The organism is Amycolatopsis anabasis (assembly GCF_009765355.1).
Taxonomy (GTDB): Bacteria; Actinomycetota; Actinomycetes; order Mycobacteriales; family Pseudonocardiaceae; genus Amycolatopsis; species Amycolatopsis anabasis.
In genome coordinates, this window is sequence record NZ_VTHK01000020.1 from 43049 (window position 1) to 60733 (window position 17685).

Here is a 17685-nt window from a genome sequence, read left to right on the forward strand (position 1 = left end):
CGCACTCCTCCTCGCTTCACAACGACTTCTCGGCGAAGAACGGTGTCTTGCCGGAACCGGTGCGGGCGAACCGGACGGGATCCGCGCGTTCGACCGAGAACCCCCGGAAGGTCGGCAGCGCGAAGAGCCGCCGCAACTGCCAGTCCTGCTGGAACCGGTGCAGCACCCCATCGGTGGTGAGCGCCGGGGAGACCCGGGACGACACCAGCAGCGTTATCGAAAACCCTTGCGGGGAACGGAGAATCTGGAACTGGCACTCCGCGGGATCGGTGACCTCTTCGAGGCGGGCCAGCACCGAGTCCCGGGAGATGTCGATGGTGTCGATCATGACCGAGTTGCTGGTGCGCCCGGCCAGGGTGAGCTGCCGGGTCCGGCTGCCACACCGGCAGCCGCCGCCGCTCAGCGAGCCGACATCGCCGACGTGGTAGCGGAACAGCGGCATCCCGGTGTCGGTGAGCGCCGAGACGACGATGTCCCCGACCTCGCCCTCGCCGAGGGGCTCACCGGTCTCCTGGTCGACGATCTCCACGATGACCGCGTCCTCGTGGACGTGGTGGGTGTGCGGATCCTGGTGCCGGCACTGGTATCCGATCGGACCGATCTCGCTGGTGCTGTAGGCGAGGGAACGGACCTCGAGCCTGGGCAGGCGGTCGGCGAGGAACCGCTCGCGGGATTCGGTGAGCCGCTCGCCCAGGTACAGGAAGTACCGCGGCCGGGCGCCCCCGGGCCGGTCGGCCACCGCCGCGAGCAGTTCCAGGCCGAACGGGGGGTACGCGAGGATGGTGTCGATCTCGTGGTCCGCCACGAGCTTCGCGAGTTCGTCCACGGGCAGCGTGGAGCCCAAGGGGAACGCCTGGCCGGACAGCCGCCGGATCACGTCGTGGGCGAACAGGAACGCGCCGTTGAGTTCGGCCGCGCCGAAGCAGTTCGCCCAGCGACGCGGCGGAACGGTGAACGTGTTCCGCAGGCCCCGGGCCCCGAGGAACGCGACGCGGTCGTCGAATTCCCAGGAATGGTAATGCACCTTGCGCCGTCCCGCGCTGCCGCTGGACCGCACCACCACGCCACTGTCCACACTGTCCAGTACCAGATCGTCGGTGTGCGGCGGGCAGGTCTCGCGGACGTCGTCCGAGGTCATCAGCTCGAGCGCGGGCAGATCGCGGGGTCGCCGCACGTGGCTCAGCCCGGGCCAGCGGCCGGCGGTGCGCGGACTCCCGGTGACCGCGGCCACGGTCCGGGCGAGGTTGGCGTCCCGCAACGCGTCGATCTGTTCGCGCGTCAGCAGATCCAGATCGTCGACGAGTTCGATCTCGCTCATGGCGCACCAGCTCCTTCACTGACCGGGGACAAGGCGTTCCGCCTGCCGTGGCGGAGCAGGACGAATCCGGCGGCGCCGAAGCACACCGCCATGCCGACCGCGAGGAACTGGGCCGAGGTGGCCGCCGCGGGCAGCGATGTGCCCCCGGCCCGCACCAGGTAACCCGCGGTCATGGTGCCGAAGATCTCGCCGAAGCAGCCCGCGATGACCAGCGCGGAGAACACCGAAGCCTGCCGCCCGGCCGGTGCCGCGGCCGTCGCGTCGAGCTGGTTCTGCGGCAGGGCAAGGCTTTCCGCGAAGGCGAACAGGACGATTCCGGAGAACACCAGCCAGAACGACGCGGAAAAGGCGAGGAACACCCCGGCACCGCAGGCGGTGGCGACCATCGCGTAGACCCCGGGCCGTCCGAGCCTCGCGAACACCGGGAGCAGGCACAGCTCCAGCACCAGCGCGGCCAGCGGCTCCAGGCTGAGGAAGAACTCGCGGTACCCGGCGAGCCCGGGAACCACGTGGTCGTACAGCAGGAAGCTGGTCATCATGAAGTCCATGCCGAAATAGATCCCGAAGGCGTAGACCAGGACCGGCAGGACCGGGGGCCGCACGCAGACCAGCAGGCCGTCGCGCAGCCGGGTGCGGACGCGTTCCGCGCGGACCGGGGGCGCCGCCTTCGAGGTCAGCACCACCGCGAGCCCGGCGGTCAGCTCGGCCACCGCGACGATCACCAGGAACGCGCGGGCCCAGCCGAACGACACCACGCCGCGGCTGATCACCGGCCCCAGCACGAACGCGGCGTTCATGGCCACGAAGAAGACCTGGAAGACCTTCGACCGGTGGGCGGGCGCGGCCGCGTCGGCCAGCAGAGTGCGCAGCGTCGGCCGCACGACCCCCGCGCCCATCCCGCCGAGGACCGCGAACACGTACAGCCCCGGCGCCGCGGTCGTCACGAACAGGGCCAGGAACCCGGCGAGGTTGAAGATCGCGGCGAGGAGCAACCGCCCGGCGTTGCCCAGCCGGGCGAGCAGCGCCGGGGTCGCACTGGTGACGACCATGGCGACCGTCAGCCGGATCGACAGGGCGAGCGAGAACTCCGCCGCGGCCACGGTCCGGCCGCCGATCACCGCGACCGGCAGCAGCGTCGCGATGATGAGGTAGTCGACGTTCGTGACGAAGGTCAGGTAGATCCCCGCCACGACCGACCGGAGGTTGCTCTTTTCCTGCTCGCGGGTGTTCGGGATCGCCACCTCCCCGATCACGCCGTGGGCCGCAGGTCGCGGGCGGCCGCGTCGATGTGTTCCTCGGTGTGCAGCGCCGACAGCGCGAACCGGATGAGCCCGGTGCCCCGCGCGACGGTCGGGTAGAACGCCGGGGTGACCAGGATCCCGGCCCGCCGGAGCCGCGCCGCGGTTTCCAGCGCCTCCTCCTCGGTGGCGAAGAGCGCACCCCGGATCGGTGACCGCAGCCCGGCGTTGACCAGGGCCCCGCCGGTACGCGCGTCGAACCGGGACACGTTGCGCCACAAGCGGTCCTGCAGACCCGCCAGGCCACCGCGCACGTGCAGCCGGGCCGACGCCAGGCACGCGCCGACCATCGGCAGCGCGATCGGCCCGCCGAAGATCAGCGGATTGCCGAACCGCCGGACCACCCGGGAGTCGGCCTCGTCGGCGAGCGCGCCGAATCCCCCGGCGCAGCCGAACGCCTTGGACAGCGAACCGGCCAGGATGACCTGGCGCGGCAGCGTTCTGCCGAATTCCTCGAAGGCGTAGCCCCCGCCCTGCGGCCCGGTGATGGAAATGCCGTGCGCGTCGTCGACGTAGAGGTACCCGCCGTGCACCTCCGCCAGGTCGAGCAGCACCTTGATGTCGATCAGCCCGCCCATCGAACCGACCCCGTCGACCAGGATGATCGGGGTCCGGCCCGCCGACCGCGCGCGCTCCAACCGGTCCACGAACACTTCGATCTCGTCCACGCTGAACCGGTCGACCTCGCCGATCTGCTGCAGAATCCCCCGGAGCACCTGGATCGACGCGTGGGCCGTGCGTTCGACGAAGAAGGTGACCCCGGCGCCGGAGACCGGATAACTCGGCAGCGTGCCGGAGCCGAGCAGCGGCAGGACACTCAGGTGCACATTCGAGACCGAGGTGAAACAGGTGACCGAATTCCCCCGGTAGATCTCCCCCAGGATTGATTCGAGCTCGTCGAGTTCGGCGGGCCGCATGCGGGTACGCGCCGAGGCGAAATGCACACCGGTCCGGCGCAGGGTGCGTTCCGCCGCGGCGATGATCTCCGAATGCGTCTCCAGGCCCAGATATGAGCACGAGGTGAACTCGACCGCCTCGGTTCCGTCGGCCAGGACGACGGTCTTACCGTTCCGTTTCACGAAAACGTGGCCGGTCAGACCGTGCTCGAACGCCCTGGTCAGCGCATCCGTGGTCCGATCGACCCGCGACCGGACCCAGTTGGTCCCGGGCTCTTCCTTTTGCGTAAGCACCAGCATTCCTCCCCCAGTAGTGCTTCTTTTCCATCATTACGCATCGGGCAGGTCCTGGCCACCGTTTGCGCGACGACGCAAACCGTCTGGTTCCGCCGATGATCGCCGATTCCCGCACCGCGCTTCTCCCGGCGGCTCCGGGCCGGATCCGCTATGCGTCCCCGCGGCGGTTGTCCGCCAACCGGCGTACCCGCAATGGTACGACCGCGTGCATTGCACGGGTGCCCCGAAATTCGCCCGAAAGGTCACGGCGGTGCGGGATGATAGCGAGCAAAGTCGGAACAGATGGACGGTGTTGACGCCGACGGGATTTCCGGACCAGGGGCGGCGATGCTTCGGATTCACTTCACGACCAAGGATTTGTCCGGTACCACGCTGGCATCCGGATTCGATCCGCTGTGGGAAACGCTGTTCAGCGTCCATCTGCTCGCGGAACGCGACGACACGCTGGTGTTCGGTGAATGGCGCCGGCGGGCGCGCGCCGGCGCTGCGGAGCGGCTGCGCCTGCTGCGGGAACTCGCGCCGCCGCGCGGTTATTCCGCGGATTTCCTCACTCCTGGCCGCGGTGGCGGAGCGGAGCTGGACGAACTGGTCGAGCGGCTGGTGTGCACGCCGGTCCGGCGGCTGCGCCACGATCTGGCCCGCCTGGCCCGGCAGCAGCCCGCGACCGTGTGGACGCGGCAGCTCGGCGAGGGCGATCCGGCGGCACTGCGCCTGCTCGGGGACGCGGTGGCGAGTTACTACCGCACTTGCCTGGCGCCACACCACGATCGCCTGCGCGAGCAGGTCCGGGCCGATCGGAACCGGCGCGGCGAAGCCCTGCTCACCGGCGGGGTCGATCGCCTGCTGAGCGGTCTGCACCCACGCACCCGGTGGTGTCCGCCGGTGCTGCGGGTCCTCGACTACGCCGAGGATCGCGACCTGTACCTGAACGGGCGCGGGCTGGTGCTGCTGCCGTCGGTGTTCTGCCGCCACCACCCGATCGCGCTCGCCGACGAAACACTCGATCCCCTGCTCGCCTACCCGGTCTCCCCCGGGATCGGCTGGCTGGCGCCGGTGGAACACGCCGACGGCCGGACCCGGCTGACCGCGTTGCTCGGCGCCGCTCGCGCGGCCACGCTGGAGGCCAGCGCGTCGGCCTGCAGCACCACGCAGCTCGCCGGCCGGGCCGGGCTTTCGCTGTCCAGCGCGAGCCGGCACGCGTCCGTGCTCCGGGACGCGGGGCTGATCACCACCCAGCGCGACGGCGGCACCGTGGTCCACCAGGTCACCGCGCTGGGGCTCGCGCTGCTCAACGGTAGTTCACACCGAAGCCAGGGACAGCGTGCCGAGTGAGACCATTGCCAGCAGCGCGCCGGAGACCTGCCAGCCGTTCATCCGCTCCCGCAACACCGTGCGCGCGAGCACCACCGTGGCGGCCGGGTACATCGCGGTGATCACCGCCGACACCGAAAGCAGGCCGCTGCGCGCGGCGAGCAGGAACAACGCGTTGCCGGTCATATCGAGCACCCCGGCGGCGACCGCGGTCCCGACGGCCGGACGCGGCAGGCGGACCGGCACCCGGCGGAGTGCGAGCAGCCCGCCGAACGCGACCAGCGAGGTGATCCGGGTGGCGAGCAGCGGCGCCATCCCCGATCCCGGCGATGTTCGGTGCAGCAGCACGAAGAACGCGCCCAGCCCGACCCCCGCGGCCAGCGCGATGCCGATCGCCTGCCGGGTCACCGCCCCGCCCGCACCGGGCTCCGGCCGTTCCCGGCTGATCAGCACGATCGCCAGCAGCCCGGTCGCGAGCCCGGCCACGGCCAGCGCGGACGGCCGCTCGCCCCCGGCCACGCCCGCCACCACCGGCACGACCGCCACGCAGACCGCGGTGAACGGCGCGATCACGGTCATCGGGCCGAGCGCCAGCGCCCGGTACAGCGCCATCATGCTGAAGGTCGCGACCGCGCCGGCCGCGGCGCCCCACAGGTAGTCGGCCCCGGCAGCGTGCTGCCCCGGCAGCGCCCACAACGCGATCACCAGCGGGCAGAGGCTGGCGAGCTGCGAGGCGAACAGGACCGGCAACACGTGCGCGCGGCGCGTGGCGAACCCGCCGAAGAAATCGGAAGCGCCGTAGGTGAGCGCGCCCGCCGCGGCGAACAGGACGCTGATCATCGGCCCGCGCCCTCGTCGCCGCGGCGGGCGCGGTCCAGGAAGTTCCGGAAGATTCGCTTGCCATCCCGGCGGAACTCCAGGTGCGCCTGCATGCCGTAGAGCGCGCGGCGACGGTGCCGGATGCCCTCGACCCGGCACGTCCCGGACGTGGCGGTGAGGGCGAACCCCGGCGGCACCGCGACGAGACCGTACACGTGGCGCTGGAAGAGGCGCACCTCGCCGGGCAGCCCGGAGAACAGCTCGACCCCGGGCAGCAGCGTCACCGGGCTCCCGCCGACGACCGCCGGTCCCCGGCCGAGGCCGACGCCATACGCCCGGCCGATCAGGTGCAGCCCGCCGCAGATCCCGAGCACCGGCACGGTGGCCGCGCGGATCAGCTCGAGTTCCGCTTCGTAGCCGGGTTCCCACGCGGGGACGTCGGTGCCGGTGAGCACGATCGCCGCGAACTCGCGGCCGTTCCGGGGAATCTCCCGGTGCGGCACGACCTCCGGCCACCAGCCGGACTCGTGCACCAGCTCGGCGATCCGCCGGGTGGACAGGCTGCCGTTGTCCACGACCAACGCCCGCGGACTCGTGGTCGCTCCTGGGCGGCTCATTCCGCGCACACCGTGCCACTCGCGATGATCCGCACCGCGCCGCACATCGACACCGTCCGGGTCGCCGCGGACCAGCCCACCACGATCCGCCCGCCAGGCTGCCGGACGACTGTCTGTTCGGGCCAGCCCGGCAGGCTCGCGACCGCGGCGATGCACGCCGCCGCCGCGCCGGTGCAGCAGCCCGCCGTGGTGCCGACGCCACGCTCCCACGGGACGACCTCGAGCACCCCGCGCCGTACGGGCGCGGCGAACATCACGTTGGTGCCGCCGGGCCAGCTTTCCTGCGCCGAGCGGCCGTCCGGATCCGCCTGGAACTCCGGATCGAGCGGGCGGAACTCGACCCGGTGCTGGGTGCCGAGCTCGAGCTGCAGCACTCCCGCCGCGGGCCGGGCCACGATCGGTTCGCCGGGCAGCCGCAGGGTTCCGGTGAACACCAGCCGGTCGGGATCGTCGAGGCGGTGGACGAGGTCGCCGCCCGCGCTGTGCACGACCACCGGCCGCCCCGGGTCGGCGCGGCCGGTGCGGACCGCCAGCGCGGCGAGGCACCGGGCGCCGTTGCCGCACATCGGCGCCTCGGTGCCGTCGGGGTTGAACACCCGCATCCCGACCGAGCCCTCGTCCCGCCAGTCGGCCACCAGCACCCCGTCGCCGCCGAGGCCGCGCGCTGGATCCACCACCCGGGGCAGCAGACCCGGCACCACCGACGCGTCCTCCACCACGACGTAGGAATTCCCCTCGGCGTACACCTTCCAGAACGCGGCGTTCATCGGTCCAGGAACCCGTCGATCCGGGCGAGCCCGGCCTCCAGCTGGGAGGTCGCGAACCCCATCCGGAGGTGGCCTTCGGTGTCGTAGCAGTCGCTGCCCGGCGCGAGCAGCACCCCGGTCCGTTCGACGAGCTCCACGCAGAACTCCCGCGTCGGCGTGCCGCCGAGCAGGCGCGGGAACACCAGCCCGCCACCGGCCGGCGGGACGAGCTCGAACCGGTCCTGCCACCGTTCGAACCAGTCGAGCGTGGTGCGCAGGCCGCGGCGCACCAGTTCGTGCGTGCGCGCGAGGACGCGGTCCCGGGCCCGCAGGACCGCCACCGCCCAGGCCTGGTCGAGCGATCCCGGGTTCAGCGAGGTGTACTTGCGGTACTGCCGGGCCCGCACCACCAGGTCCTCGTCGGCGACCAGCCAGCCGATGCGCAGGCCCGGCAACCCGTAGGCCTTGCTCAGCCCGCCGACCACGGACAGCGCCGGATTCGGTTGCCACGCGGTCGGTTCGGCGTCCTCGCGCATCTCCCGGAACACCTCGTCCACCAGCAGGTGGACTCCCCGATCGCCCAGCGTCGCGGCCAGTTCCGCGAGTTCGCCCGCCGGAACCCGTTGTCCCGTGGGATTGTGCGGGCTGTTGATCAGTACCAGGCGGGTCCGCTCGGTCACCGCGTCCAGGATGCGGCCGGAGTCGATGCGGAAACCGTCGGCCGCCGCCAGCGGCACCAGCCGGAGCCGCCCACCGGCCGCGGTGACGTACTCGTGCAGCGGCTGGTAACCCGGCCACAGGCACACCGCCTCGTCGCCCGGTTCCACGAGCAGGTTGACCAGGATCAGCAGGGCCTCGATCGCGCCGACCGTCACGAGCACGTTCTCCGCGCGCGCCGACGGGTACTGGGCGGCGATGACCTCGCGCAGCTCGCGGTACCCGGCCGAGGGCGTGTACCCGACCTCGTGCCCGGGCTCCGGCCCCGGCCCGGCGAGCTCGGTCAGCTCGCGGTAGGTCAGCGGTTCGACGCCGCTCAGCGCGAGCATGTACTCGCAGTGGAATTCGTAGTTTTCGAAGAACTCCTCCTGCCGGAAGACGTTCATCCTCATCGCAGCCTGCCATTTCCGCCGGTCCGGGCGGGCGAACCGACCGGATCCAGCACGACCAGTTCGTGGTCGCGGGCGATTTCCAGCGCGCTCTCGGCGAGCCGCACCGCCGCACCGGCACTCGTCCCGGTGGCCACGACCCCGCACACCTCCCGATACCCGTCGGGCGGCAGTTCGTACAGCTCCCCCTCCGCCATCCAGCGGTTCACCGCGACGATCCCGGGCAGGCGCGCGAGCGCTTCGGCGTCCATCCGCCGCAGCCGCCCGGCCCGGTCGGGATACCAGCTCCGGCTCGCCGCGGCGCCCCGCTGGCTCGGTGTCGCCTCGGGCCGCTGTCCCATCGCGAAGCGCAGGGTCGCCTCGAGCAGATCGGTCCCGGTGGCCGCGAGGACGACCTGCCGGATGGAACCCCCGCCCATCCGGGCCGCGATCTCCAGCATGCGCGGCCCGGCCGCGGTGACCTTGAACTCGGTGTGGGTCACGCAATCCTCGATGCCCAGCGCGCCGATCGCGCGGCCGGTCAGGTCGAACAACTCCGCGAGGACGTCCGGGGCGAGCCCGGGTGGTGTGGAGTGGCCGACCTCACGGAAGAACGGCCCCTCGGTGTCCCCCTTCGCGCAGACCGCGACATGGGCGGGCGTGCTCCCGGAAACCACGGACTCGACGCTGAACGCGGGCCCGTCGAGGTACTCCTCGACCACCCACCGCCCGCGCATTCCCCGCAGTGGCGCGGGAACCCGGGCGGTGATCATTTCCCCGAAGCGGTCCAGCCGCGCGCGGAGGTCGGCTTCCGAGTCGAAGCGGACCGTGTACAGGCTCGCCACCCCGGTGCTCGGTTTGAGCACCCCGGGCACGCCGACCTGGTGCACCGCCGCGCCCGCCTCCCGCGCGTCGCCGAGCACGTACCGGCGCGCCATCGGCACTTCCGCGGCGCGCAACCGGTTCCCCATCGCGATCTTGTCCCGGCACAGCGCGGCGACCTCGGGACTCACCCCGGGCACGCCGTGCTCGCGGGCCAGCAGGGCCGCCGCCTCCAGGCAGGATTCGCTGCAGTTGACCACCCCGGCGACGCGCAGCCCGGCGGTCCGGGACAGCACCTGCGCCGGATCGGTGGGATCGGCTTCGATCCAGTCGTCGATCTGGTCGGTCTCCCAGGACACCCGGCGGCTCACCAGCACCACCCGCATGCCCAGTTCCCGGCCCCGCCGGTAGACATCGCGCCGGGTCACGTCGGCGCCGGGATCGAGGAACACGTAGTCGGCCATCGGTCACCTCCCCTCCACGACGAACCGGGCCACCCTGGTGATCCCGTCCGTCAGGTCCTTCAGCGAACAGCTCAACGAGATCCGGCAGTGCGTCGCGGATCCGAAGCGCTCCCCCGGCCACACGAACACCCCGGCCTCACGGGCCAGCCGTTCGCCGACGGCGTGGTCCGCGAGATCAGGACCGTCCTGTGTGGACAGCCACAGGAAGTAGGTGCCCCGCGGTGGCACCACGGACAGTCCGTGCTCGCGCGCGACCGCGACGGCCTCCGCGCAGCGCTTCCGGTAGGGCCGCATGTGGTCGACCCCGTGCAGCGACGGCAGGGCGCGGGCGAGCAGCAGTTGCGCGGGCGCGCTCGCGGCGCCGGTCAGCACGGCGGCACGGGCGGCGATCCGGTCGATCACCTCCGGCATCCCGAACAACATCGCCGCCCGCAAGCCCGGGCGGCCCAGCGTTTTCGACGCGCTGCGCACCACGATCCATTCGCTCGCCCCGCCGATCGCGGCGAAGCTGGTGAATTCCACGCCCGGATACCGGTATTCGGCGTACACCTCGTCCGCGATCACGGCGACGTGCGGCGGCAGCACCGAGCGGATCCGCCGCAGGGTCGCCTCGTCGTGCACCGCGGTGGTCGGGTTCGCCGGATTCGCCAGCAGCAACGCCCGCGTCCGGTCGGTGACCTGACGCCCGATCCGCTCGGCGGTCAGCCGCCAGCCGTCGGCCGCGGTGTCCACCAGGCGCGGCACCCCGCCCAGCAGTTCGATCTGCGTGGGGTAGCTGTGGAAGTAGGGGGCGGCGACCAGCACCTCGTCGCCGGGTTGGAGCACCGAGGCGAGCGCGAGGGTGACCCCGGCCTGCGCGCCCCCGGCGACGAACACGTTCCCGGGAGCCAGCGGGACGCCGAGCCCGGTCGCGTAGTGCTCGGCGATGGCGGCCCGCACCGGGGCCAGGCCTTCGATCGGCGGGTAACGCCGGGTGTGTTCCCAGCTCGCACCGGCGTCCTCGGTGTCGGCGGGCCAGGCGCGCAACGGCTCGGACCGGCCGAGATCCACGAACCGGGCGCCCCAGGTGCGGGCGGCCTCGGCCTTGGTCCGCCGCAACGAGTTCCGGAGCCGGGTGAACTCGTCGGTCCAGGAGCGGCGCGCGCTCGACACCGCGGTCATCCCGGCACCAGCTCGGTGCCCGCGCGCCCGGCGAGCAGTTCGGCGAGGTCGGCCCCGCCGATCACGGCCCGGTGCACCCCGCCGTCCAGGGCCTCGGCGACGGCCTTGATCTTCTTGCGCATCCCGCCGCTGGTGTATCTCCGCACGGTGTCCAGCTGGTGCCGGGTCAGGCGGTCCACCCGGGCGCCGTCCCGCAGCACGCCGGGAACATCGGTCACGAAGACGAGATCGTGCGCGCCCAGCCGGGCGGCCACCGCCGCCGCGGCCCGGTCGGCGTCGACGTTCACCGCCGGATGCTCCGCGGACCGGGCGAGCGGGGTCAGCACCGCGACCCCGGCCGGTTCCAGGGCCCGCCCGATCGCGTCTGCGTCGACCGAGGTGATCGGGCCGACCAGGTTCCGCAGCGGCCGCAACTCCCCGTCGGTCCACCACAACTGCGACCGGACCTCCGCGCCGAGCACCGCGGGCGCGGTGGCCAGTTCCCGCACGGGGACGCCGCGGCCGGCCAGTTCGGCGGCGATCCCGGCCCGCAGGCGTTCGGACACCGCGGTGATGTCGGACAGCACCACCTCGTCGGTCAACCGGCTGCGGAAACCGTGCTGGCTGGTCACGAAAACCGGGGTCCGGTGCCGTTGCCGCTGGTAGGCCGTCAGCGGTCCGGACCAGCCGTGCACCAGGACTGCCCGGCGCCCGCGGAGCACGGACGCGGCCACGTCCCACCAGCCCGCGCCCAGCCGCCCGAGCACGCTGCCGCCGATCTTCACCACGATCGGGGGCGATTCGCCACGCATGGTCGCACTCCTCTCACGCCGATCAGGCCGGGAACAGGGGAAGGGCGGTCAGCCCGGCGTCCTCGGTGACGCCGTGCCGGAGGTTGGCGCACTGCACGGCTTGCCCCGCCGCGCCCTTGACCAGGTTGTCCAGCGCCGCCAGCAGCACGAACCGGCCGGACTCCTGGTCGGTGAACGCGGCCAGATCGCAGAAGTTGGAACCGGCGACCACCTTGGGATCGGGCACCGGATGGGCCTCGCGCTTCCAGTCCCGGATCCGCACGAACGGCTCGCCGCGGTAGAAACGCCGGACCACCGCGGACAGGTTGACCTCGGCCATCGGCGGCCGCACCGCGACGTGCGCGGCCACCGACAGCCCGCGGACCAGATCGACGCCGAAGGTGGACATGCCCAGCCGCAGCCCACCGTCCGCGGTGGACAGTCCCCGGCCGAGCAGGACCTCGCGGATCTCCGCGACGTGCCGGTGCCGGACCGGCGCGTACGGGGTGACCGCGTTGGCCCGCATCGCATGCGTTCCGGAGACCCGCAACCGGTTTCCCGACCCGCTGGACCCCGACTTCGCGTCGATCACGATCGATTCGAAGGTATCGCCGATCCCGGCCAGCGGCGCCAGGGCGAGCAGCGCGGCGGTCGCGAAACAGCCCGGCACCGCGATCAGGCGTGCGCCGGGGATGCGGTCGCGGTTGAGTTCGGGCAAGCCGTACACCGATTCCGCGAGTTCCCCGGCGGGCCGCTCCACCCCGGGATACCAGCGATCGTGCGCTTCCCGGCCGCGCAGCCGGAACGCGGGGCTGGCGTCCACCACGAGTTCGACGCCGCGGGCCAGCAACTCCGGGGCGAGGCGCACGGACACCTCGGGCGGGGTCGCCAGGAACACCGTGGCGCACCGGTTCGCGATCTCGCCGAGGTCGGCGTCGCGCAGCGGCAACCGGCCGAGGGTGTGCGCGACCGACAGGTGCGGATGCAGCCGGCCGAGCGGCACGCCGGGCTCCCGGGCGCGTTCGCCGGAAGCGCTGACGTGCTCGACGGTGAACTCCGGATGCCCCGCCAGCAGCCGGAGCAGTTCGCCTCCGACGAGCCCGCTGACGCCGACCACCCCGACCGGAATGCCCATGCTAGTTCGCCATTCCCTTCGCCAGCACGCCGTTCCCGGCGGCGACCCCGAGCGCGTGGGCGACGATCGCCCCCGCCACGTCCGCCCCGGTGGCCCGCACCGCGCCGCGGAACATCGGCACGTGGTTGACCTCGTTGACCACGCACGAACCGTCCGGGAGCACGAACAGGTCCAGCCCGAACACCTCGGCGCCGACCGCGTGCGCCACCCGCCGCGCCACCGCGTCGATCTGTCCACACCGGACAGTGGCGTCGGCGGTCCCGCCCGCGGACACGTTCGCCCGCCAGTCGTCCGGCGCCGGTTCGCGCCGGTAGTGCGCGACCACCCGGCCGCCGACCACGACGGCCCGTTCGTCGGCCCCCGGATGGAACGGCTGGGCGAGCAGCACCCGGTCGAAGCCCTGTCCGAAATGGTCCACGTAGTCGTACGCGGCCTGCGCCAGTTCCGGGTCCCGGACCAGCAGGACCCGGCGACCCAGCCCGCCGAACACCGGCTTCACCACGCACGGCACGCCGAACTCGCCGATGGCGCGGGTGAGGTCGCGCCGGGACAGCACCACCCGGAAGTCCAGGACCGGCAACCCGGCGGTGCGCAGCACCCGCGCGGTCTCCAGCTTGCTCTGGCACACCCGGATCGCGTGCGGCGCGTTGACCAGCCGGACCCCGTGCCCGGCCAGCACACCGGACAGCGCCGCCGCGCGGGACAGGCTCCTGCTGCGCAGCAGGCAGACGTCCGCGAACCGGGTCCCGTCCGGACCGGCGCACAGCTCCCCGTCGTCCAGCCACCGGGTTTCCACGCCCCGGCGCCGCCCCTCGGCCAGCAGCAGCCGTTCCTCCCAGCCCACCCGGTCGGCGAGCACCGCGAGCGTGGTCACCGCCGCCCACCGCCGTCCGCGACCAGCGGCCCGGTCTCGACCAGATCGGTGGCCAGCAGGTCCGCCGGGGTTTCCCGGCGCACCACGACCCGCCCGGTCCCGTTCGCCGCGAACACCACCGGCGCGCGGCAGAACCGGTTGTAGTTGCTCGCCATGCAGTGCGTGTACGCCCCGGCGGTGAGCACCGCCAGCACGTCGCCCCGGCGCACCGGCGGCAGCGGCACGTCGGCGAACAGCAGGTCCGTTTCGCAGTGCCGCCCGTAGATGTTGACCGTCGTGCTCGCCGGGACGTGCGGCGCGGCGGCCGCGACGACCTGGTGGCGGGCCGAGTACATCAGCGGCCGCGGGTTGTCCGAAAGGCCACCGTCCACGACGACCAGATCGGATCCGCCCGGCCGCACGGCGGGGCGCACCAGGCCGACGGTGTACAGCAACATCCCGTACGGCGCCGCGATCGCCCGGCCCGGTTCGATGCCCAGCACCACATCGTCCGCGCACAGCGGGGCCAGCCACCGGCGAAACCCGGGGACCAGTTCGTCCGCCCAGCGTTCCGGGGCCGGGGGCATCGGTTCGTCGACGTAGTGCACGCCCATCCCGCCGCCGATCACCAGCCACCGGGGCCGCCAGCCCGGCGTCTCCCGGGTCAGGAACTCGGCGACCCGGCGCAGGGCGAGCAGGTACGGCTCGGCCGTGGTCAACTGGGAGCCGAGGTGGAAGTGCAGGCCGTCGACCTCCAGCACCTCGAGCGCGCGGGCGGTGGCCAGCGCGGCGGCGGCTTCTCCCCCGGCGATGCGCAGCCCGAACTTGCCCTCGGCGCCGCTGGCCCGGTAGCGCGCGTCGGTGCTCACCTCGACCCCGGGGTTGAGCCGGAGCAGGATGTGCTGCCGCAGCCCGCACCGGCGGGCCACCTCGGCCAGATCGGCGAGTTCCTCGACCGAGTCGACCACGATCCGGCCCACCGCGGACCGCACCGCGAACTCCAGTTCGGCGGGCGTCTTGTAGCTGCCGTGCACGGTGATCCGCTCCGGCGGCACGCCCGCCCGCAGCGCGAGCGCGAGTTCCCCGCTGGACACCACGTCCAGGTCCAGGTCCTCCTCGGTGACCAGCCGCAGCATCTCCCCGACCGCGAAGGCCTTGCAGGCGTAGGCCACCCGGGAACGCGGCCAGGCGCGGCGGAAGGAATCCCGGAACCGGCGGCAGATCTCGCGCAGGCCGGTCTCGTCGAACGCGTACGCCGGGGTGCCGGCCGCGCGGGCGAGTTCGGTCACGCGGCATCCGCCGAGCTCCAACGGCTCCGGCCGGACGGCGAGCGGGGTCACTCGCCCCAGTCCGGCAACTCGGTCTCGACCGCCTCCAGCGCGAGCGCACCACCGTCGACCGCCCGCACCTGCAGGGTCAGCGCGCATTCGGGGCAGGCGAGAGTCTCGCCGACCCCGAGTTCCGCCGCGGTGAAGGTGAATTCACACTCCGGGCATTCCCCGGTGACCGTGGTGCTCACTGCGCGCCCCTTTCGTTGGCCGTGGTGACGGTTGGTCGGGTGGATCGGGCCAGGAAGTCGAGCGCGAGCGAACGCAGCGCGGTTTCGTCGAGCGTCGCCTTGCCCGCCGGGAGGTGGTTCAGCACGTCCTCGACGAACTCGTCCAGATCGAGCCCGCCGGTCAGGTCCGGGGGCAGGCAGGCGCGCAGCAGCGCCGGCCGGAGCCGCCCGCGCACGCGGACCCGCCGCTGGTTGCCGACCAGATCCGCCGGGACCGCCTCGAAGGCCTCGGGATGGGTCCACTGCCCGGCGATCTCGTAGTTGTAGCTGAACCGGGCCGTCGGCCCGCAGGTCGCGCCGAGCGGGACGGCGGAACGGCGCTCCACCTCCTGGGTCAGCGTGGTGAGCTTGGTGAGGTCGAACCGGTCGACGCCGTGGAACCGCCACAGGCAGGTCAGCACCTCGGCGAGCGGGGTGTTCCCGCCTCGCTCGCCGAGCCCGCCGACGGTGGTCGAAATCCACGACGCGCCCCCGTCCACGGCGGCCAGCGCGTTCGCGACCGCCAGCCCCAGCATGTTGTGCGAGTGGATCTCCACCTCGATCCCGGCGCCCGCCCGGACCGCGACCTCGGCCAGTCGCCGGGTGTCGTCCGGCCGGAGCGTGGACACCGTCTCGGCGAGCCGGAACCGATCGGCCCCGGCGGCGGCGCCGTTGGCGACGTACTCGGCGAGGAATCCCGGATCGGTGCGCGCGCCGTCCTCCGCGCTGAACGTGGTGTGCAGGCCCATTTCCTTGCTGATCCCGATGACGCCCCGGGCCAGAGCCAGAATCCGTTCCGGGCGATCGGTGCCCAGTTTCAGGCGGGCGTGCACCGGGGAACTCGGCAACGACACCATCACCGCGCGGCAACCGAGCGAACGGGCCAGTTCGAGGTCTTCGCGGACCTGTTTCCGGTTGCGCGCGAGGACGAGGGTGAGGACGTGGTCCGGGCCCACGTGGTCCAGCACCGCGCCGAGCAAGGGCAGGTCAGCGCGGTCACCCGTGGACACGATCCCGGCCTCGACCAGGTCGACGCCCACCGCGCGCAGCAGCCCGGCGATCGCCACCCCGTCGGCCGGGGTGAAATCCACCCCCGGCATATGCGCGCTGTCCCGGAGCGTGGTGTCGGAGATTCTCGGCGACGGACGGGGTGCCGAATTCATTTCGGCGGATCGGTCCATGACGGACCCCTTTACTCAAGTGGAAAACAATCAGGAATATCGGTTCAGTCACCGTGCTCGAGGACGTACCGGCGCCAGTACTCCTGTCCTTCTTCGCCCAGTGTGTCGATCGGGTCGTAAAACTCGTACCGGAGATCCAGCGCGGCCGGATCGTCCAACTCCAGGCTCGTCCGGTAGTTCTTCGTCCAGTACGAAATTCCGCGCGTCCGGTCGTAGGAGTGCGCCTGGTGGACCCAGCGCTTCCCGAGATACGGCGGGTCGCAGATCAAGCGCGGGGTGGCGAAGCCCGGCAGATATCCCATGATGTCGTGTTGCAGCCGCTGCGCCTGATCGAGACTGGTGCGCCAATGCTCGGAATTCGGCACCATGTCGCACATGTAGACGTAGTACGGAATCACGTGCGCGCGGTCCAGGATGGTGAAGGAGAGGTCGAGCAGGCTGGCCAGCGAGTCGTTGACCCCGCGCAACAGCACGGCCTGGTTGCGCACGTCCCGGAAGCCGAGATCGAGCAGGGCCCGCACCGCCCTGGCCACCAGTGGGGTCACCGAGTTGGCGTGGTTGATGTGGGTGTGCACCGCGACGTTGACCTCGCGCTCGCGCGCACGGCGGGCGATCCGCTCCAGCCCGCTCAGCACCTCGGACTGCCGGAAGTGCTGCGGCAGCGCGGCCAGCGCCTTGGTGGCCAGCCGCACGTCGCGGATGTTCGGGATCTCGAACATCCGGAGGCAGAAGTCCTCGAGTTGCGCGATCGGCACGTTCGCCACGTCGCCGCCGGACACGACCACGTCCCGGACCGCGCGGTTCTCCCGCAGGTAGTCCAGGATCAGCTCGTACCGGTCCTTGGTGCGCACTTCGATCCGCCGCTTGGTCACCTGCGGCACGTCCAGGCCGACCAGGTCCATCCGCGTGCAGTGCCCGCAGTACTGCGGGCAGGTGGTGGTCAGTTCCACCAGCACCTTGGTCGGGTACTTGTGCGTCAGCCCGGGCACCGTCCACATATCGGCCTCGTGCAGGCTGTCCCGGCGGGCCATCGGATGGCTGGGCCATTCCCGATCCCGATCGGCGAATGCCGGGGCCATGTACCGCCGAATCGGATCGTTCCAGAGATCCTCGACATTCATCGTGTTGATCATTTGCGGCGGAATAAGCATCGCCATGGTGGCCCGTTCCCGCTGGTCCCGGAAAATCGAATCAGCCAGCTCATCGGGCAACCAGTCGCCAAGCGTCCGCCGCAACGCGGCCACGCTCTTCACCGCGTTTCGCCGCTGCCATCGGGCATCGAGCCAGTCCCGCTCCGCAACCTCGCGAAACCCCGGTATTCGCCGCCAATCCGGTTCGGAAAAATCCCGATCCGGCGGGTAATCGTAGGGCTGCG

Annotated in this window: 17 protein-coding genes; 1 reads left to right on the plus strand and 16 read right to left on the minus strand. The window is 72.1% G+C overall.

Features of this window, described 5'->3' with window-relative positions; translation table 11 throughout:
* Positions 1-16: 16 nt before the first annotated feature.
* Genes FXO23_RS25375 through FXO23_RS25385 form a run of 3 tightly spaced genes read right to left on the minus strand, consistent with a single transcriptional unit; the run spans position 17 to position 3812 of the window.
* Complete coding sequence (locus tag FXO23_RS25375) at positions 17-1318, minus strand: phenylacetate--CoA ligase family protein (RefSeq protein WP_158887933.1); 1302 nt, start codon at positions 1316-1318, stop codon at positions 17-19.
* Positions 1315-2559 carry an MFS transporter gene (locus FXO23_RS25380; protein ID WP_158887934.1) on the minus strand — a complete coding sequence of 415 codons (1245 nt, stop codon included), beginning with the start codon at positions 2557-2559 and terminating at the stop codon, positions 1315-1317. Before FXO23_RS25380 ends, FXO23_RS25375 begins: the two co-directional genes overlap by 4 nt.
* 8 nt (positions 2560-2567) lie before the next feature.
* On the minus strand, positions 2568-3812 hold the full coding sequence (locus FXO23_RS25385) for an aminotransferase class I/II-fold pyridoxal phosphate-dependent enzyme (RefSeq protein WP_158887935.1): 1245 nt from the start codon (positions 3810-3812) through the stop codon (positions 2568-2570).
* Positions 3813-4136: 324 nt separating this feature from the next.
* Here FXO23_RS25385 and FXO23_RS25390 point away from each other — a divergent pair, with 324 nt between their 5' ends.
* Complete coding sequence (locus tag FXO23_RS25390) at positions 4137-5141, plus strand: ArsR/SmtB family transcription factor (protein ID WP_158887936.1); 1005 nt, start codon at positions 4137-4139, stop codon at positions 5139-5141.
* On the opposite strand, the gene FXO23_RS25395 is transcribed toward FXO23_RS25390, so the two are convergent.
* From FXO23_RS25395 to FXO23_RS25455, 13 genes are read right to left on the minus strand one after another with little or no spacing between them, the layout of a single operon-like run.
* Positions 5109-5960 (minus strand): EamA family transporter, encoded by an 852-nt coding sequence (locus FXO23_RS25395; RefSeq protein ID WP_158887937.1) that lies wholly within the window; start codon positions 5958-5960, stop codon positions 5109-5111. The genes FXO23_RS25390 and FXO23_RS25395 overlap by 33 nt on opposite strands.
* Positions 5957-6556: a type 1 glutamine amidotransferase gene (locus FXO23_RS25400; RefSeq protein WP_158887938.1), complete on the minus strand. Its 600-nt coding sequence runs from the start codon at positions 6554-6556 to the stop codon at positions 5957-5959. The genes FXO23_RS25395 and FXO23_RS25400 overlap by 4 nt, the downstream gene beginning before the upstream one ends.
* Positions 6553-7323 carry a diaminopimelate epimerase gene (gene dapF, locus FXO23_RS25405; RefSeq protein ID WP_158887939.1) on the minus strand — a complete coding sequence of 257 codons (771 nt, stop codon included), beginning with the start codon at positions 7321-7323 and terminating at the stop codon, positions 6553-6555. The genes FXO23_RS25400 and dapF overlap by 4 nt, the downstream gene beginning before the upstream one ends.
* Positions 7320-8411, minus strand: a complete 1092-nt coding sequence (locus tag FXO23_RS25410) for an aminotransferase class I/II-fold pyridoxal phosphate-dependent enzyme (RefSeq protein ID WP_158887940.1) — start codon at positions 8409-8411, stop codon at positions 7320-7322. Before FXO23_RS25410 ends, dapF begins: the two co-directional genes overlap by 4 nt.
* The gene (locus tag FXO23_RS25415) at positions 8408-9673 is read right to left on the minus strand and encodes an ATP-grasp domain-containing protein (RefSeq protein WP_158887941.1); all 1266 of its coding nucleotides are present in this window, start codon (positions 9671-9673) and stop codon (positions 8408-8410) included. Before FXO23_RS25415 ends, FXO23_RS25410 begins: the two co-directional genes overlap by 4 nt.
* Before the next feature lie 3 nt (positions 9674-9676).
* Positions 9677-10834, minus strand: coding sequence for a pyridoxal phosphate-dependent aminotransferase (locus FXO23_RS25420; protein ID WP_158887942.1), 1158 nt, complete (start codon positions 10832-10834; stop codon positions 9677-9679).
* Entirely contained in the window at positions 10831-11625 is a 795-nt protein-coding gene (locus FXO23_RS25425) for an amino acid kinase family protein (protein ID WP_158887943.1), read from the minus strand. The genes FXO23_RS25420 and FXO23_RS25425 overlap by 4 nt, the downstream gene beginning before the upstream one ends.
* Positions 11626-11647: 22 nt before the next feature.
* Entirely contained in the window at positions 11648-12739 is a 1092-nt protein-coding gene (gene argC, locus FXO23_RS25430) for an N-acetyl-gamma-glutamyl-phosphate reductase (RefSeq protein WP_158887944.1), read from the minus strand.
* Position 12740: 1 nt separating this feature from the next.
* On the minus strand, positions 12741-13613 hold the full coding sequence (locus tag FXO23_RS25435; RefSeq protein WP_158887945.1) for an ATP-grasp domain-containing protein: 873 nt from the start codon (positions 13611-13613) through the stop codon (positions 12741-12743).
* Positions 13610-14932: a diaminopimelate decarboxylase gene (gene lysA / locus FXO23_RS25440; protein WP_158887946.1), complete on the minus strand. Its 1323-nt coding sequence runs from the start codon at positions 14930-14932 to the stop codon at positions 13610-13612. The genes FXO23_RS25435 and lysA overlap by 4 nt, the downstream gene beginning before the upstream one ends.
* Positions 14929-15111 (minus strand): lysine biosynthesis protein LysW, encoded by a 183-nt coding sequence (locus FXO23_RS25445; RefSeq protein ID WP_158887947.1) that lies wholly within the window; start codon positions 15109-15111, stop codon positions 14929-14931. The genes lysA and FXO23_RS25445 overlap by 4 nt, the downstream gene beginning before the upstream one ends.
* A complete protein-coding gene (locus FXO23_RS25450; protein WP_218952143.1) occupies positions 15108-16310 on the minus strand; it encodes a hypothetical protein in 1203 nt (400 codons plus the stop codon). The genes FXO23_RS25445 and FXO23_RS25450 overlap by 4 nt, the downstream gene beginning before the upstream one ends.
* Before the next feature lie 44 nt (positions 16311-16354).
* Positions 16355-17443 (minus strand): KamA family radical SAM protein, encoded by a 1089-nt coding sequence (locus FXO23_RS25455; RefSeq protein ID WP_343034507.1) that lies wholly within the window; start codon positions 17441-17443, stop codon positions 16355-16357.
* Between the last annotated feature and the right edge of the window lie 242 nt (positions 17444-17685).

Bases quoted from the DNA above. Each gene is read 5' to 3' on its own strand.
- FXO23_RS25395 (WP_158887937.1), bottom strand. From the start codon at position 5,960: ATGATCAGCGTCCTGTTCGCCGCGGCGGGCGCGCTCACCTACGGCGCT.
- FXO23_RS25450 (WP_218952143.1), bottom strand. From the start codon at position 16,310: ATGGACCGATCCGCCGAAATGAATTCGGCACCCCGTCCGTCGCCGAGA.
- FXO23_RS25410 (WP_158887940.1), bottom strand. From the start codon at position 8,411: ATGAGGATGAACGTCTTCCGGCAGGAGGAGTTCTTCGAAAACTACGAA.
- FXO23_RS25390 (WP_158887936.1), top strand. From the start codon at position 4,137: ATGCTTCGGATTCACTTCACGACCAAGGATTTGTCCGGTACCACGCTG.
- FXO23_RS25415 (WP_158887941.1), bottom strand. From the start codon at position 9,673: ATGGCCGACTACGTGTTCCTCGATCCCGGCGCCGACGTGACCCGGCGC.
- FXO23_RS25375 (WP_158887933.1), bottom strand. From the start codon at position 1,318: ATGAGCGAGATCGAACTCGTCGACGATCTGGATCTGCTGACGCGCGAA.
- FXO23_RS25420 (WP_158887942.1), bottom strand. From the start codon at position 10,834: ATGACCGCGGTGTCGAGCGCGCGCCGCTCCTGGACCGACGAGTTCACC.
- FXO23_RS25455 (WP_343034507.1), bottom strand. From the start codon at position 17,443: ATGATCAACACGATGAATGTCGAGGATCTCTGGAACGATCCGATTCGG.
- FXO23_RS25425 (WP_158887943.1), bottom strand. From the start codon at position 11,625: ATGCGTGGCGAATCGCCCCCGATCGTGGTGAAGATCGGCGGCAGCGTG.
- argC (WP_158887944.1), bottom strand. From the start codon at position 12,739: ATGGGCATTCCGGTCGGGGTGGTCGGCGTCAGCGGGCTCGTCGGAGGC.
- FXO23_RS25385 (WP_158887935.1), bottom strand. From the start codon at position 3,812: ATGCTGGTGCTTACGCAAAAGGAAGAGCCCGGGACCAACTGGGTCCGG.
- dapF (WP_158887939.1), bottom strand. From the start codon at position 7,323: ATGAACGCCGCGTTCTGGAAGGTGTACGCCGAGGGGAATTCCTACGTC.
- FXO23_RS25400 (WP_158887938.1), bottom strand. From the start codon at position 6,556: ATGAGCCGCCCAGGAGCGACCACGAGTCCGCGGGCGTTGGTCGTGGAC.